Here is a 15,271-nt window from a genome sequence, read left to right on the forward strand (position 1 = left end):
CCTCCTTCTTTCTTAATCCTCTATCTCGTCCCACGTAAACGATCCATTTACAGCATCTACAGTTGGCCAGCCTTTGCTAGTATCGAGTTTGTAGGCAAGAATCGGAGCATCATGATCACTAGATGTCGGCCAAATGTAAGTCAGCTTTACCGGTACATGTTTGGCGAAAATTTCAGCAACCTGCTGGTCTGTTACGGATGGTTTGAGTACAGGATATTTGCGATCCTCTGCGGGAACTGAAGCTAGGAACTCTGCGACTTGTCCTTTAATTGGATCAATAACTACTCCAAAGGAATACTCCATGACTGGGATACCGTTTTGTTTCTCAAAAAATAAGAAGCCATACTGTTCTGCTGATTCCTTTTTCTCAGTCTCTTTGGCACTATCCCTATTTGAATAAATCTTTAATGCCAATGGATCTTCTGGTCTGACCCGTTCATACATTTCAACTTGCCATTCAGATGTTTTAGCAAAAGGCTCTAAGAAAGCAGTCGCCTTTTGTAACGACTGTTCTTTGGTTAGCGGAGCAGGAAGATTTTCGATATGTGCCCAATTCAGGTAACCGCCAATCTCTCCCGTCAATTGGTCTACCGCTACAGAAGCATAATTGACTTCATTATAGTTCGCCCAATAATGATTGATTTTGCCCTGCTGTTGATCCTTCCTATAAGTCGGATACGTTTTCTTTGTATCGATCCCAAACAAACTCTCCAAAATTTGTGTATCCGTTGCGTTTTTCGCGATGAATGGCTTCGATTGAGGTTTCAAGGAAATGCTCTTGAGATCGGCAGTATTGATCTTTCCCTTTCCTTTCTTTTCTCCCCATTCAACGGCTATCTGCTTGCCTGTCAGCGCATCAAACACTGGTGATGTTCTCAGCTTGTATTCTAAACCAGTCTTGCCTTCTATTCCTTCCCATACGTAACCATAGCTAAAGCGTTCAGGTGTAAATATTTGCTTCTGGATGGCTTCTTTTGCTATAGCCTTTTTCGGGTCAGCAACCTGTGTTATACCTACGTCTATTGATGTAAACGATATACCTAATAAATGCCCCCCGTTATCCATATCCACTTCTATACCAAAACGTATTCCGTCTACCTCTAGACCGTTCAGCAGAATCGGATAATAAACATTTCGGAATTCAATCGAGTGTTCTTCACTGATCATGTTCCTTGATAATTGAGGGTCCTCCGTCATACCTCTCTTCTTCGCACCTAACAACTCCTGAACCGCTTTTTCAGCTTTTTGCAAGCTGACTTCGTCTGTTACTTTTTCTGCCTGGTCCCAAATGATTACGGCAGCTTCCAAACTAATCAATTCGCCACTATTACGGTCGAATAACATATACGCGTTCTCGTGCACATTGTCTGGATGGCTTATACTCATGGCCACTTGATTTTCATCGTTCTCGGAAACGAAGACTTCTCTAACTGTCAAAGCTTTTAAAGCAGGCTCCAGCTTCTCTAATGCAGAGACAATCTCTAGCGCACGAGCAGGCAGCTTGATTTCTTCTTCGGATGAGGCTTCTGTGTTCTTCAAGATCATTACCTGATTTGCAGCAAAAGCCTGCGCATTTGTTCCCAACAACATCGTTGTCACCGTAAAAGCAGTTGCCGCACCTTTCCAGTTTTTTGTCATGTACGTTTCTCCTAATCCATTATGATGATAGCTTCATCAATTCAATATTAACTTTTTTTCCACTATTTAGCATCATTTTTCAGTACCATAAAACAAAAACAGCACCCTCTCCATACAGAAGAAAGTGCTGCTTGTCTATGCGCCCTACAGGCTGTTCAATACTTCCTGAATCAACTTGTTTACCATTCCCGGGTTTGCCTTACCTTTGGTTTGCTTCATGACCTGGCCTACAAAGAAAGCTGCTGCTTTTTCGTTTCCAGACTTGAAGTCTGCCACGGCTTGCGGGTTGGAATTGACCGCATCGACGACGACTTGACGCAGAGCGCCCTCATCGCTGATTTGGACGAGTCCTTTTTCTTCGACGATCTGCTTCGGCTCTTTGCCGGTCTCGACCATCTCTTTGAAGACGGTTTTGGCGATTTTGGACGAAATGGTTCCGTCCTCGATCAGCTTGATCATCTCACCCAAGCCTTTTGGTGTCATTTTCACATCAGCAAACACCAGGTTGTTGGCGTTGAGGTGTGCCAACAGGTCAACCATCAGCCAGTTCGCTACTGACTTCGGCTCTGCTCCTGTTTTCACAGTCTCATCAAAGAAATCAGCCGTCTCCTTGGAGATCGTAATGACTCCGGCATCATCCTTAGACAAGCCAAACTCGTTCACATAGCGAGCCTGACGAGCATCTGGCAGCTCTGGAATGGTTGCGCGAACCGCTTCAATCCACTCCTCGGAAATCTGCATGCGAACCAGATCCGGGTCTGGGAAGTAACGATAGTCGTGCGCTTCCTCTTTGGAACGCATCGTCAACGTCTTCTTGTTCGCTTCATCCCAACGGCGCGTTTCCTGAACAACCTTGCCACCGGAAGAAACTACCTCCGTCTGACGCAGTACCTCGTACTCCAAGCCCATTTGTACGTTGCGGAAGGAGTTCATGTTTTTCAGCTCAGCCTTGGTTCCGAATTCTTCTTGACCATACGGGCGGATGGAAACGTTAGCGTCGCAACGCAGGGAGCCTTGTTCCATGCGAACGTCAGATACTTCCGTGTACTGAATGATCGCTTTCAGCTTTTCCAGATACGCACGTGCTTCTTCCGGTGTGCGGATGTCTGGCTCAGAAACGATCTCCACGAGCGGTACCCCGACGCGGTTGAAGTCTACGAGAGACTCTCCGCCAAAATCGCTGTGCGTCAGCTTGCCCGCATCCTCTTCCAGATGCAGACGAGTGATCCCAATGCGCTTCGTCTCACCGTTTACCTCGATGTCGATCCAGCCATTGTAGCCGATCGGCTGGTCAAACTGCGAGATTTGGTACGCTTTTGGCGAGTCTGGATAAAAGTAGTTCTTGCGGTCGAACTTGGTCTCGCGGGAAATCTCGCAGTTGAGGGCGAGTGCTGCTTTCATCGCGAATTCTACCGCTTGCTTGTTCGTTACAGGCAGTACACCTGGATGTCCCAAGCAGATCGGGCATGTATGTGTATTCGGCGGTGCACCAAATTCAGTCGGGCAGCCGCAAAAGATTTTACTGTTGGTCGATAGCTCGGCGTGAACCTCCAAGCCGATGACGGTTTCGTACTTGCTCATGCTCTTACCCCCTCACCCATTCCGGTTTGCGACCGTAGAAGCCTGCGGTTTGCTCATACGCATGGGCTACGCGCAATACGGTGGATTCGTCAAATGCACGACCTACGATCTGCAAACCGATCGGCAGACCGTTTTTGGAGAATCCGCACGGCACGCTGATTGCTGGCAGTCCAGCCAGGTTTACAGGAACGGTACAAATATCCTCCAGATACATTTTCACCGGATCATCTACGTTTTCGCCTACTTTGAAAGCCGTAGAAGGCGTGGTAGGGTGTAGGATTACATCGTAGTCAGCAAAAATGTTGTTGAAGTCCTGAATGATCAGGGTACGCACCTGCTGTGCCTTTTTGTAGTAAGCATCGTAATAACCAGACGAGAGCGCGTAGGTTCCGAGCATGATGCGGCGCTTCACTTCTGGGCCAAAGCCTTGGCTGCGGGATTCCTTGTACAGCTCGATCAGGTTTGCCGCATTGTCTGCACGCACACCATAACGTACGCCGTCAAAACGAGCCAGGTTGGACGAAGCTTCAGACGAAGACAAGAGGTAGTAAGCTGGCACTGCATATTCCGTGTGCGGCATGGAAACCTCGCTCCATGTAGCACCCATGCTCTCCAGCTGCTTCAATGCTGCAAGAACAGCATCGCGAACCTCAGGGTCAATCCCTTCTCCGATCAACTCTTTCGGTACCCCGATACGCAGTCCTTTTACATCTCCAGTCAATGCGGACAAGTAATCCGGTACGTCCACATTGGCAGAAGTAGAGTCGAATTCATCATGTCCCGCAATCGCTTGTAGCACATAGGCGGAATCCTCAACGTTTTTCGTCACAGGTCCGATTTGATCCAGCGAGGACGCGAACGCCACCAGCCCGAAACGGGAGACACGTCCATACGTAGGCTTCAAACCGACAACGCCACAAAAAGCAGCAGGCTGACGGATGGAGCCACCTGTATCAGAGCCAAGTGTGAAATAAAAATGACGTGCAGCCATTGCTGCCGCCGAGCCACCAGAAGAACCGCCCGGCACATAGTCAGTGTTCCATGGGTTTTTGGCTGGGAAAAATCCGGAATTTTCGTTGGAGCCGCCCATCGCAAACTCGTCCATGTTCAGCTTCGCAACAATTACCGCATCGGCATCCTTCACCTTTTTGGATGCAGTCCCGTCGTGGACAGGATCGTAGTTCGCCAAAAATTTGCTCGCGCAAGTGGTGCGGATGTCTTTTGTAACCAGGTTGTCCTTCAGTCCGGCAGGCAAGCCGTAGAGAAGACCCAGCTCCTCATTTCCCTTGACCAGACGCTCGTCCAATTGACGGGCATGAGCTAAGGCTCCCTCTTCATCTACATGCAGGACGGATTTGATTTCTCCGTCATGCTCCTTGATGCTAGCGATGGAAGCCTGCACCAGATCCGTTACCGAAATCTCTTTTGCGCGTAGGGCGCTATGTATCTCAGACAATCGCTTGTCAAACAGCGACACAGTGGGTTCCTCCCTTCTCGTTATCCAGTAGGTTATTCGAATACAGCCGGTACTTTAAACTGTCCGTCTTCGTGATCTGGTGCGTTTTTCAGCACGTCCTCACGCGGCAGGGACGGTCTGTTTACGTCTTCGCGCATCACGTTTTTCACGTCTGTAGCGTGGCTGGTTGGCTCAATATTGGACGTATCGAGCTCATTCAGCTTGGCTGCAAAATCAAGAATCGCATTCAGGTCTTTCGTATATCGCTCCGCTTCTTCCTCAGTGAGTTGCAAGCGGGCCAAATTAGCTACGTGTTCTACTTCTTTGCGAGTAATGGCACTCATTCTTTCCACCTCCGAATCGTATCACATAACTTTGATCTTACTTGAAAAGAGCAGGTTCAGTCAATTTTCGCAGGGATTTAGACAGGGAAAACAAAAATGTTTTCGGCAAAAAAATATTGATCGATTATTCACCAATAAAAACTTTGTCTCGCTGTTGTGGTGGGGAGGAAACAGGAGAAAACGCTCAGCTTCTTGTCCCACCCGCTGAGGGATTCACTGCCCGACTCCATGCAAAAAGCGAAACCGCGTCCAAAGTGGTCCACTCAGGATGTATTTCAGAGGTGGACGCTTAAAAGCGTGTTTCGCTTTTTGCATTCCGTCTCGGTCGGTGTACCAAAGATCTTCGCTTATTTCTCCTGTTTCCTCTACGAGCTTTCCGAGTTAATCGTTTTTTAAAGAAGTGAAAGAACGAAGAACCTATTCAGTTACGACAGAGAAGAATATTTCCAGACGTAGCGACTTGTGGAGTCCTACCAAGCGGAGAAGGGATGAGCGGGCAAAAGAAACGCAACCGTGCCTGTTCGACGTAGCGGCTACCACTTTTGCGTTTCCCCGTGAATCCCTTCGGAGCGGACAGTCTACTCTTCCAGTGGGACGGAGCCTGGAGCCTAGTCTGGAAATATTCTTCTCCCCACCGCAGCTGCATATTTAGAGACCTTAAGTTGTTGCTGTAGTGCTGGGGAGGAAACAGGAGAAAACGCTCAGCTTCTAGGTCCACCCGCTGTGGGATTGACTGCCCGTCTCCATGAAAAAAAGCGAAACCCGCGTCCAAAGTCGTCCATTCAGGGGGTATCTCAGAGGTGGACGCTAAGGGCTTGTTTCTCTTTTTTTCATTGCGCCTCGGTCGGTGTCCCTAAGATCTTCGCTTATTTCTCCTGTTTCCTCTACGAGCTTTCCGAGTGATTCGATTTTAATGCTTTATAAAGATGAAAGAATGTGAGTAGTTACGCTAGAGATGAATATTTCCAGACGTAGCGACTTGTGGAGTCCTACCGAGCGGAGAAAGGATTTGCGGGCAAAAGAAACGCAACGTGCCCACGCGACGAAGCGGCTACCACTTTTGCGTTTCCCCGTGAATCCCTTCGGAGCGGGCAGTAATCAACTCCCCGCAGGACGGCGCCTGGAGCCTAGACTGGAAATATTCTTCTCCCCACCGCAGCCACATCTATTAGAAAACTTCATCTACTAAAGAAAAACAAGTCCAAGGCATTTGCCCTGGACTGTGATCTCTTCTGTCGTTTGTTATTCTGCCTTCTTTTTCGCGAGCGCCTGCCCCATCAAGAGAGACTTTCCTTTTTCAACGCCTGTTGCCCATTCGAGCTCGTTGGACTCCAACAACAAAATGACGGTTGATCCAAATTCGAACCAGCCCAGCTCCGCCCCTTTTTCATAACGAGGTGTCCCAGCAATCTTCTCGTGGGTTTGGCGACCGTGCTTGATATTCGTCGTAGCTGTGTTGTAGCAGACCTTCACGCTGCCTACAAACAAGGCTCCTACTTTAACCAAAGCCATATCGCCCAGGCTATCTGTATTGATGTGAGTTACCAAGCGTTCATTGCGGGCAAACAAACGGTCTACATTTTCAATTCCGAGCTGGTTGACCGGATAGAGTCTGCCAGGCAAATAACAGTAACAGCTCAAATCGCCCGTTACCGGCATATGAATGCGGTGGTAGTCCCTTGGACTCAAATAAATTGTGATAAATTTACCACCGTAATAACGCTTGGCCTCTTCCTCCGAACCGCCCAATAGCTCACTCACACTGAACTCTTTTCCCTTTGCTTGAATCAAGGTACCTTCGCAAATATCACCTAACTGCGAAACGGTTCCATCTACCGGGCTGACGATGGTATCTAGGCCAGGTGCAATCGGTCTCGCTGCGGGCTTCAGGCGTCGGGAAAAAAACTCCTTCAGCGTGCGGTATTCCGAAGCCGGCTTTTCTATGATCGACGTATCAATTTGATAGTGCTTTATGTATCGTTGAATGGCTAATCGACTAAAGGGAGTAGCGGTAATTTTGCCCATAGTCCGTGACATCGCGTTTTGTGGCAAGCGATGAATGAGACCTGGGAGCAGCTTTTTGCCCATAAGAAAATGCTCCTTCGTAAAACAACAATACCCTTACTTTACCACTTCTGCTAACAGCCAGTAAACCCCGCACTATTACCAGAGGTTCATCATTTTCTTCGAGAGTCTTGCTATACTATAATCATTCTAACAAGCCAATTATCAGGAGATATCGGTTATGGTGAAGAAACTCGATATTACTACACTTATCAGTCAGCATGGTGATATCCTAACCAGTCTATTCGATCATATGTCGGACATGTTCTTTCTCATGGCAGTCGAACAAGATGCGGACGGGGAGTATCAGTTTCGCTATGTCTTGATGAATCCATCCGCTATGCACGTTGCCCAATTGTGCGAGGAAGCATACGGAAAAACGTTTGAGGATGTGTATCCTCATGAAAAAACCAGCTTATTACAGCACATGTACACGCAAGCAGTAAAAAGCGGGAGTCCGATCCACTTTACTGCGAATGGTGACATCATTGGCGAATCCATTCTTTCTCCTGTCTACGATAGTAATGGCGTATGCACGCATGTCTTTTCTATTACCCGCGATGTTACCGAGCGCACAAATCTGGAGTCGCAGCTGGCTTATATGGCGTATCATGATGTGCTCACGGGATTGCCGAACAGACGCCTTCTCTCCGAAAAGCTCCAGCAAGCTCTACGTGCAGCCCAAGCAAAAGAGGAGATAGTCGCTGCCCTCTATCTGGACTGTGATCGTTTTAAGGAAATCAACGATACGTGGGGACATGACACAGGAGATCTGTTTTTACAGATGCTGGCTACACGCCTCAAGTCATCCGTCCGAGATGGAGATATCGTCGCGCGCCTGGGTGGAGATGAGTTTGTCGTCGTCCTGACCGGCATCCACTCCGAACGTCAGGTTGAAAAAATTGCGAACCGTATCCTGCTTGCGACTCAAGAGCCGTGGATGATCGAGGACCGAGCCATACCGTTTTCGACAAGCATAGGCATTGCCCTCTACCCAGCATCTGCAAGCGAAGCTGAACAACTGTTGAGCAATGCAGACAAAGCACTTTATCAAGCCAAAAATACAGGGCGCAATCGTTTCTTTTTCTTTGACCCCATTTGATTATTGACTGTAAAACAAAAACACTGCCAAGACGGAGAACAGCAAACTCACCACATACAGAATGATGACCGTCTGCTTCGTAGACAACCCCCGGGACATGAGCCGATGATGAACATGTCGACGATCCGCTTGGTACATGGGGGAGCCTGCCAAAAGCCGACTGATCATGACCTGTACAGTGTCTATGATAGGCAAGCCTACTGCCAACACAGTCACGACTAACGAAATGAGCGTAGCCCCTTTCATCGTTCCTTCCAACGAGATCACGCCGAGAGCGAATCCCAAAAACATCGAACCCGCGTCACCCATAAAAATTTTCGCCGGATAAAAATTAAAGCGAAGAAAAGCGAGTGCAGCACCTGCCAGTGCGACAGCCAATAGTGCTGTTAATTCTTGACCTTTGAGCATCGACAAAAAGAATAAGGTCACCGCTGAGATCACAGTAGCACCTGCAGCGAGTCCGTCCACTCCATCCAAAAAATTCACCATATTGATCAAACCGACGATCCACAGCACGGTCATCAGCAGGGAAACCAGGATTGGAAATGAGACATACATCCCTTCCTCTCCCCCCAGCCACATGAAATTGATTCCCCGAAAGCGAATATCCATGAGGAATGTCAGCGTCGCTACCAATAACTGCACCATCAGCTTCGGCAGTGCCGGAAATTCTTTTTTCTTCGACTTGTAGGTATCGTCTACCCATCCAATGGCCACCAGCATGGCCCCTCCAACTGCCAAAACTGCAACGGTTTTTTGCGCCCCTGCAAAAAAAGTTGACACCAACAAGAGACCAACGAACATGGCCAAACCACCAGATAATGGGATCGGTCTGCTATGTCCCTTTCTCCCCTTGGGCATATCCAGCAGCTTTGTTTTCCAAGCCAGCCAATTTGCTACTGGCATTAACAAATACACAACAAAAAACGAGGAGAGTCCTGACACGATATAAGTAAACAGTTACCCTCACCTGCTTTGCCCTTCATTTTGTCTTTAGTGTGGACAAAATGGGAACAAAAAAGCCGCCCCTGTAAAAGAGGCAGCCTTTTTTATTGAGAAGCTTAGAGTTTTTCGGAAACCATTTTTGCTTGAGTGAAGAGCAAGAGGTAGTCTGGTCCACCCGCTTTGGAGTCTGTACCGGACATGTTGAAGCCTCCAAATGGATGTACACCTACCAAAGCGCCTGTGCACTTGCGGTTGAAGTACAGGTTACCAGCATGGAACTCTTCGCGTGCACGCTCCAGGTTTTCACGGTTGCGGCTGATGACAGCGCCAGTCAAGCCGTATTCAGTGTTGTTCGCGATTTCCAGTGCATGATCGAAATCATTGGCTTTCGCGAACGCTACCACTGGGCCGAAGATTTCTTCTTGCATGATGCGAGCTTGTGGATCTACATCTGCAAATACAGTTGGCATGATGAAGTAGCCGGATTCTGGACCTTTTTCGCCACCTGCAACCAGTTTACCTTCTGTTTTACCAATCTCGATATACTCGAGGATTTTGTTGTAAGCTTTCTCGTCAACCACAGGACCTGTGTAGAATTCGTTGGTTCTGATGTCGCCTACTGTCAGTTGTTTGGTCAGCTCTACTACGCGGCCCAGTACTTGATCGTACACGTCTTGGTGAACGATAGCGCGGGAGCAAGCGGAACATTTTTGACCGGAGAAGCCGAATGCAGAAGCCACGATGGACTGTGCAGCCAACTCGGTGTCGCAGTCGTTGTCAACCACGATGGAGTCTTTACCGCCCATTTCAGCCACCAGACGCTTCATCCATTTTTGACCTGGACGATGTTTCGCAGCCAGTTCGTTGATACGCAGACCTACGTCACGGGAACCTGTGAAGCTGATGAAACGAGTCAGGTTGTGCTCTACGAGGTAATCGCCGATTTCGCTACCAGAACCTGGTACGAAGTTCACAACACCAGCTGGTACGCCAGCGTCTTCGAGGATTTCCATGAATTTCGCAGCGATAACTGGAGTGGTAGAAGCAGGCTTCAATACAACAGTGTTACCCGCTACGAGAGCAGCTGTCGTCATACCAGCCATGATCGCCAGAGGGAAGTTCCAAGGCGGGATAACGATACCTACGCCGAGTGGAACATAGTACAATTCGTTGTCCTCATCCGGGATACGAGGCAGGTCATGGCGCTGGGACAGCTTATCCATTTGACGGCCATAGTATTCCATGAAGTCGATTGCTTCTGCTGTGTCAGCATCAGCTTCTGGCCAGCTTTTTCCTGCTTCTTTTACGAGCCAAGCAGAGAACTCATGCTTGCGGCGACGCAGGATTGCGGCTGCTTTATACAGATAGCGGGAACGTGATTGTGCAGGCACTTTTTTCCATGTTTCAAAAGTGCTAGCAGCTGTTTGGATCGCTTTTTCAGCCAGTGCTTGGTCAGCCTGGGAAACAACGCCCACTACTTGTTCTTTATTAGAAGGGTTGAAGGAGCTGGATTTCTTTTCAGTTGTGATGCGTTCTCCGCCGATGATAAGTGCATACTCACGGCCAAGCTCACTTTCTACCTTAGCGAGCGCTTCTTCAAATGCCTTTTTATTTTCTGGCAGACTAAAATTGGTAAACGCCTCGTTTTTGAATTCCACTTGCATCTGTGACGCCTCCTTATCGATATCTTCCATGTTTCGGATCACTCATAAAACATATGCAAGGATCATACCAACCAAACAATTAAAGCTCGACTCTATTAGTGTTTGCATTTTTGCCGAAAAATCACCGCCAAGATTCAAGAAGTATTTCGAACACTTTTGTACACACACCGTTCATCACTTTACACTTTTGTTCAACCAACTACCTTTTGTGTACAAAAAAACACCCAAATTACTCACCTTCTCAGGCAATCATTCGGGTGCTTGTTGCTTTTGCTTATTGTCTGTAAATATGCATATACGGCTCACCAGTTGTCGGTCGAATGTAGAGCGACAATGGCTTGTTCATCGACTGCACGTACATGTTGACATGGACGTTCTTATCGAAAAGTTGGTTGATACTGCCCGCTGCAAATTGAGTAAACTGCAATACCTCTGTCCTGGAGTCATACTCTGCCGTAGCTGTAATTGTCATTTCCGTCAACCTGCCATCCATGAAGCGCCCCAGACCAGTCATCCCGATGTACTCACCGAAATAACCCTTAGACTGGCGCATGAGCTTATCGTATTGCAAGGACACCTCTGGGTACTTCTTCTCAGCCTCAGGGCTTGGGAATAGTAAAAATTCCTCTTCGATCGGCAGCCACTTGGATATTGTTGCTTCATTCGCCCCTACAGTTCCTGACATGATAAAGTGACCTGGCACCAGAGAAGAATTCGCTTCCGGTACTTGATACATCAAAATCAATATCGGAACCTGCGGGCTGTTGGCACGTACAGACTGCACAATACGAGCTGCGACCTGCTGGCCTTTTGCTTGCAGTTCTTGAGTCGTGTAGACCTTGTCCTGACCGGTTGCATCCTGGTAGTTCGGCGAAAGCGACAAGCCCAACACCATGCCAGCCAAGCTCTTATCCTTTTTGTTCAGGTAATCATGCTCCAACACGTGCACGAGAATTCCGCTTTTCTTTTTCCCGTTGGCCCCAGCCGTCTTTTCTTGTGCGATCCACTGGGTGACTTGCTCTTTTTTCACCACTTGACCTTCTTGGAAATAATAATCGGACGTCGGGAATGTCTCCCGAGCAAACTCCATCAGGCCTAACTCAAGATGGCTAAAATCGATACGATATTTCGTATCCCCAAGCATACCGCGCGTCTGGTTCGGCTGATATGGCGTAATACTGCCGTAGTAATCCTCGGATACTTCCACTACCTCCGACAAGGACGGTGTAGTAGGCTCAGGAGCTTTGTCCTTGCCCCCAGGTATCAACGAGCAGCCAGTCAATGCCATCACAAGAAGTATAGCTGTGAAGAACCCGCATCCTGTCAAAAACTTCACTTTCATAGATTACTCCTTTTCGTATCCAAAAGTGGGCGATGTACAAATCATTCGTTCCACTTGATCCATCGATTGTCCTCGAGCTTGTAGATCAATGCCGATTCGCCAATTCCCACCCATTTTGTATCCTCGCCACCTGAAGCAATGACAATCAGCTTTTCCGGTGAGCGAGCATCAAGCAAACGCCATTCGCCCTTGGTTTTCTCATAGATACCTTTTTCGGTTGCGACAGCGAGAGTGCCAGTTCGTCTGTTAATGGCGAGCGAATAGATCTGCTGTGCTCCGGGAATCTCCTCTGTCTTCCACTGCCCCTCTTCATTATAGAGCAAGCTGAATTGGGCCGCTACATAGAGTCGGTCTTGTTCGGGATCAAAGTCCATGGCAAATACTTCCTGATCCATCGGCTGCCACAGGCTCCAAGATTGGGCCTCGTCCGTCGATTGATAAATGCCTTCACCCGAGACAAAGGCAAACAGACGTACTTCGTCTCCTTGGCGACTCCCCACAAAGCTGCTGATATTCGCAGGCTCTGGCAACCCCTTGTTGACAGAAGTCCACTTTTTACCGCCATCTGTCGAATGAAGAACCCCATCAATCCCGCCGACAAATATTTGCTTCGGATCATCTGGGTCCACAAACCAACCTTCGATCGTATACTGCTCTAAATCTGTCGAGAGAGATCCCCACGATCCACCCCCAACCGAGCTATACAGCCCCGAATTGGTACCCACCCATATTTGCTTAGCATCATCGGTCATCATCAGATTGTGAATGGTTGCTCCCTGCTCCAATACGTCCTGATAGGTCAAGTTCCCTTGTAGAGCAGCAGCTGTAACTGGTTGAGGATTCGTATTGGTTTGTTCACTGCCAGTACTGCTGCTACTTCCACAGCCAACCAATTGCAGCATGGCTATTACACCGATTCCCCATTTCAGGAAGCTATTCATGCTCTTCACGTCCCTTCCCTTACTCATCCGTTGTCGCCACCGTTTTCTTAGGCGTTGCTCTCCAATACTTGCAGGAAGCCTGCTTCGTCCATAACAGCCACGCCTAGTTTTTCTGCCTTTTCCAGCTTGGAGCCGGCTTTTTCGCCTGCAATCACCAGGTCTGTCTTCTTGCTGACGCTGCCTGTTACCTTCCCACCCAAGCGCGCAATCGCTTCTTCTGCTTCCTGCCGTGACATTTGCGTCAAGGTGCCAGTCAAAACGATTGTTTTTCCTGAGAATGGGAGGTCTGCGCCACTTTCAATGCGGATTCCTTTGTACTCCATATTCACTCCGGCCGCTCGCAGTCTCTCAATAACTGCCTGAGCCTGCGGCTGTGCGAAGTAGTTCACGAGACTCGCAGCCATTTTCGGCCCGATCTCATCAATTTGCGTAATCTCTTCTTCGGATGCCTGCATAATGGCATCGATATTGCCAAAATGCTCCGCGAGAACACGTGCCGCCTTGGCTCCGACCAAGCGTATACCAAGACCGAACAATACGCGCTCCAGCGAGTTCTCCTTGCTCGCTTCAATAGCCGCAAGCAAATTATCTACGGATTTTTCACCCATGCGCTCCATGCCCAGTAGAGCATCTCGCTGTTGGTGCAAATAATACAAGTCAGCGACACTGTGGATAATACCGTCGCGATACAGCTGGGCCACGACCTTTTCTCCCAAGCCGTCAATGTTCATGGCTGTGCGGGACACGAAATGAATCATGCCTTCACGGATTAGTGCCGGACACATTGGATTGATGCAGCGCAGAGCCACTTCTTCCTCCAAGCGTACCAGCTCACTCCCACATTCGGGGCAATGCGTTGGCATAGCAAATGGTACTTCATTTCCAGTACGACGCTCAGGCAAGACTGCGATAATCTCCGGGATAATGTCCCCTGCTTTTTTGACGACAACATGATCGCCGATAAGGAGACCTTTTTCCCGAATAATATCTTCGTTGTGCAAGGAAGCACGCTTCACGGTCGTACCTGCCAAACTGACTGGCTTCAATAAAGCAGTCGGGGTAACATTCCCTGTACGCCCCACAGATACTTCAATACCTTCAAGAATCGTAACCGCTTCTTCGGCAGGGAACTTGTATGCGATAGCCCAACGCGGACTTTTCGCAGTAAATCCGAGCTCCTCCTGCTGAGCGTAGCTGTCGACCTTGATCACCATGCCATCGATTTCATAAGGCAAATGAGGACGCTTTTCTGTCCAGCCCGCAATAAAAGCGAGCAGTTCATCGACGTCGTCAAATACACGTCGCTCCTGATTCACCATGAAGCCGAGCGTCTCCAGCAAATCAAGCCCTTCACTGTGGGATTCTACTATCTCCCCTTGCAAATCGCCAATGCCATAAATAAACGTATCCAGTTGACGGGATGCGGCAATCTTCGGATCGAGCTGTCGCAGCGAGCCCGCTGCGGAATTGCGCGGATTGGCAAATAACGCTTCTCCACGCTCCTCACGCTCTTTGTTCAGCTTTTCAAATGCTCCCTTGGACATGTAAGCCTCACCGCGAACCTCAAGGGTTACCGGCTTCGTCAGCCGCAAAGGAATGGAACGAATCGTTTTCAGGTTTTGTGTGATGTCTTCGCCTGTTGTTCCGTCTCCACGTGTAGCCCCGCGGACGAACAACCCATTTTCATAATGAAGCGACACAGCCAGACCATCAATTTTCAGTTCAGCTACATATCGGACAGCCTGACTGCCAACGGCCTGACGCACCCGGCGGTCAAAATCCCTGATGTCCTCCTCATTAAAGGCGTTGCCGAGACTGAGCATCGGTGTCTTATGAACGACCTTTTCGAAGAAGGGCAGCGGTTCTCCCCCTACACGCAAGGAAGGAGAGTCCGGTGACTGCAAATCAGGGAAGCTCGTTTCAAGCTCCTTTAGCTCCCGCATCAATTGATCGTATTCCTGGTCAGAAATCTCAGGTCGATCCTCTTCATGGTAAAGACGATTATGCCGCTCAATTCGTTTCGCTAATTCTTTAATTTTTGTTTCCGCCGTCAATCGATCCATTTCGTTCATCCTTTCATACTCATACCTGTTCAAAAAGTTGGCTTTTCAGCACCGAGATAATGGCGAGAACCTCACGAAGGAGGAGCGGAGTGTAGGTACCTACATGAGCACCGGACTTCGAAGGTGAACGC

The 15,271-nt window shown here is 48.7% G+C and carries 11 protein-coding genes; 1 reads left to right on the forward strand and 10 read right to left on the reverse strand.

The annotated features are described in order from the left end of the window. Nucleotides 1-12 precede the first annotated feature (12 nt). The 5 genes from HP399_RS27455 to asd all read right to left on the reverse strand — a co-directional run bounded on the left by HP399_RS27455 (nucleotide 13) and on the right by asd (nucleotide 7,107). Complete coding sequence (locus tag HP399_RS27455; RefSeq protein ID WP_173618294.1) at nucleotides 13-1,638, reverse strand: YcdB/YcdC domain-containing protein; 1,626 nt, start codon at nucleotides 1,636-1,638, stop codon at nucleotides 13-15. A gap of 144 nt (nucleotides 1,639-1,782) precedes the next feature. Beyond that, nucleotides 1,783-3,219: an Asp-tRNA(Asn)/Glu-tRNA(Gln) amidotransferase subunit GatB gene (gene gatB, locus HP399_RS27460; RefSeq protein WP_012684435.1), complete on the reverse strand. Its 1,437-nt coding sequence runs from the start codon at nucleotides 3,217-3,219 to the stop codon at nucleotides 1,783-1,785. A 4-nt stretch (nucleotides 3,220-3,223) separates the two neighbouring features. Beyond that, complete coding sequence (gene gatA / locus HP399_RS27465; RefSeq protein WP_173618295.1) at nucleotides 3,224-4,696, reverse strand: Asp-tRNA(Asn)/Glu-tRNA(Gln) amidotransferase subunit GatA; 1,473 nt, start codon at nucleotides 4,694-4,696, stop codon at nucleotides 3,224-3,226. A gap of 32 nt (nucleotides 4,697-4,728) precedes the next feature. Continuing rightward, a complete protein-coding gene (gatC, locus tag HP399_RS27470) occupies nucleotides 4,729-5,019 on the reverse strand; it encodes an Asp-tRNA(Asn)/Glu-tRNA(Gln) amidotransferase subunit GatC (RefSeq protein ID WP_007717539.1) in 291 nt (96 codons plus the stop codon). A gap of 1,242 nt (nucleotides 5,020-6,261) precedes the next feature. Continuing rightward, entirely contained in the window at nucleotides 6,262-7,107 is an 846-nt protein-coding gene (gene asd / locus HP399_RS27475) for an archaetidylserine decarboxylase (RefSeq protein ID WP_173618296.1), read from the reverse strand. A gap of 157 nt (nucleotides 7,108-7,264) precedes the next feature. On the opposite strand from asd, the gene HP399_RS27480 reads away from it, so the two are divergent. Then, the gene (locus HP399_RS27480) at nucleotides 7,265-8,185 is read left to right on the forward strand and encodes a diguanylate cyclase domain-containing protein (RefSeq protein ID WP_173618297.1); all 921 of its coding nucleotides are present in this window, start codon (nucleotides 7,265-7,267) and stop codon (nucleotides 8,183-8,185) included. Here HP399_RS27480 and HP399_RS27485 read toward each other — a convergent pair whose 3' ends face one another. From HP399_RS27485 to ligA, 5 genes are all read right to left on the reverse strand, one after another. Beyond that, nucleotides 8,186-8,989, reverse strand: a complete 804-nt coding sequence (locus HP399_RS27485) for an MraY family glycosyltransferase (protein WP_144619629.1) — start codon at nucleotides 8,987-8,989, stop codon at nucleotides 8,186-8,188. Between the two features lie 257 nt (nucleotides 8,990-9,246). Further along, nucleotides 9,247-10,794, reverse strand: a complete 1,548-nt coding sequence (gene pruA, locus HP399_RS27490; protein WP_173618298.1) for an L-glutamate gamma-semialdehyde dehydrogenase — start codon at nucleotides 10,792-10,794, stop codon at nucleotides 9,247-9,249. Nucleotides 10,795-11,068: 274 nt separating this feature from the next. Beyond that, on the reverse strand, nucleotides 11,069-12,136 hold the full coding sequence (locus HP399_RS27495) for a CamS family sex pheromone protein (RefSeq protein ID WP_173618299.1): 1,068 nt from the start codon (nucleotides 12,134-12,136) through the stop codon (nucleotides 11,069-11,071). A gap of 41 nt (nucleotides 12,137-12,177) precedes the next feature. Then, entirely contained in the window at nucleotides 12,178-13,104 is a 927-nt protein-coding gene (locus HP399_RS27500; protein ID WP_173618300.1) for a WD40/YVTN/BNR-like repeat-containing protein, read from the reverse strand. Nucleotides 13,105-13,124: 20 nt separating this feature from the next. Further along, entirely contained in the window at nucleotides 13,125-15,140 is a 2,016-nt protein-coding gene (gene ligA, locus HP399_RS27505; protein WP_173618301.1) for an NAD-dependent DNA ligase LigA, read from the reverse strand. Nucleotides 15,141-15,271: the final 131 nt, after the last annotated feature.

Source organism: Brevibacillus sp. DP1.3A (assembly GCF_013284245.2).
Lineage (GTDB): Bacteria > Bacillota > Bacilli > Brevibacillales > Brevibacillaceae > Brevibacillus.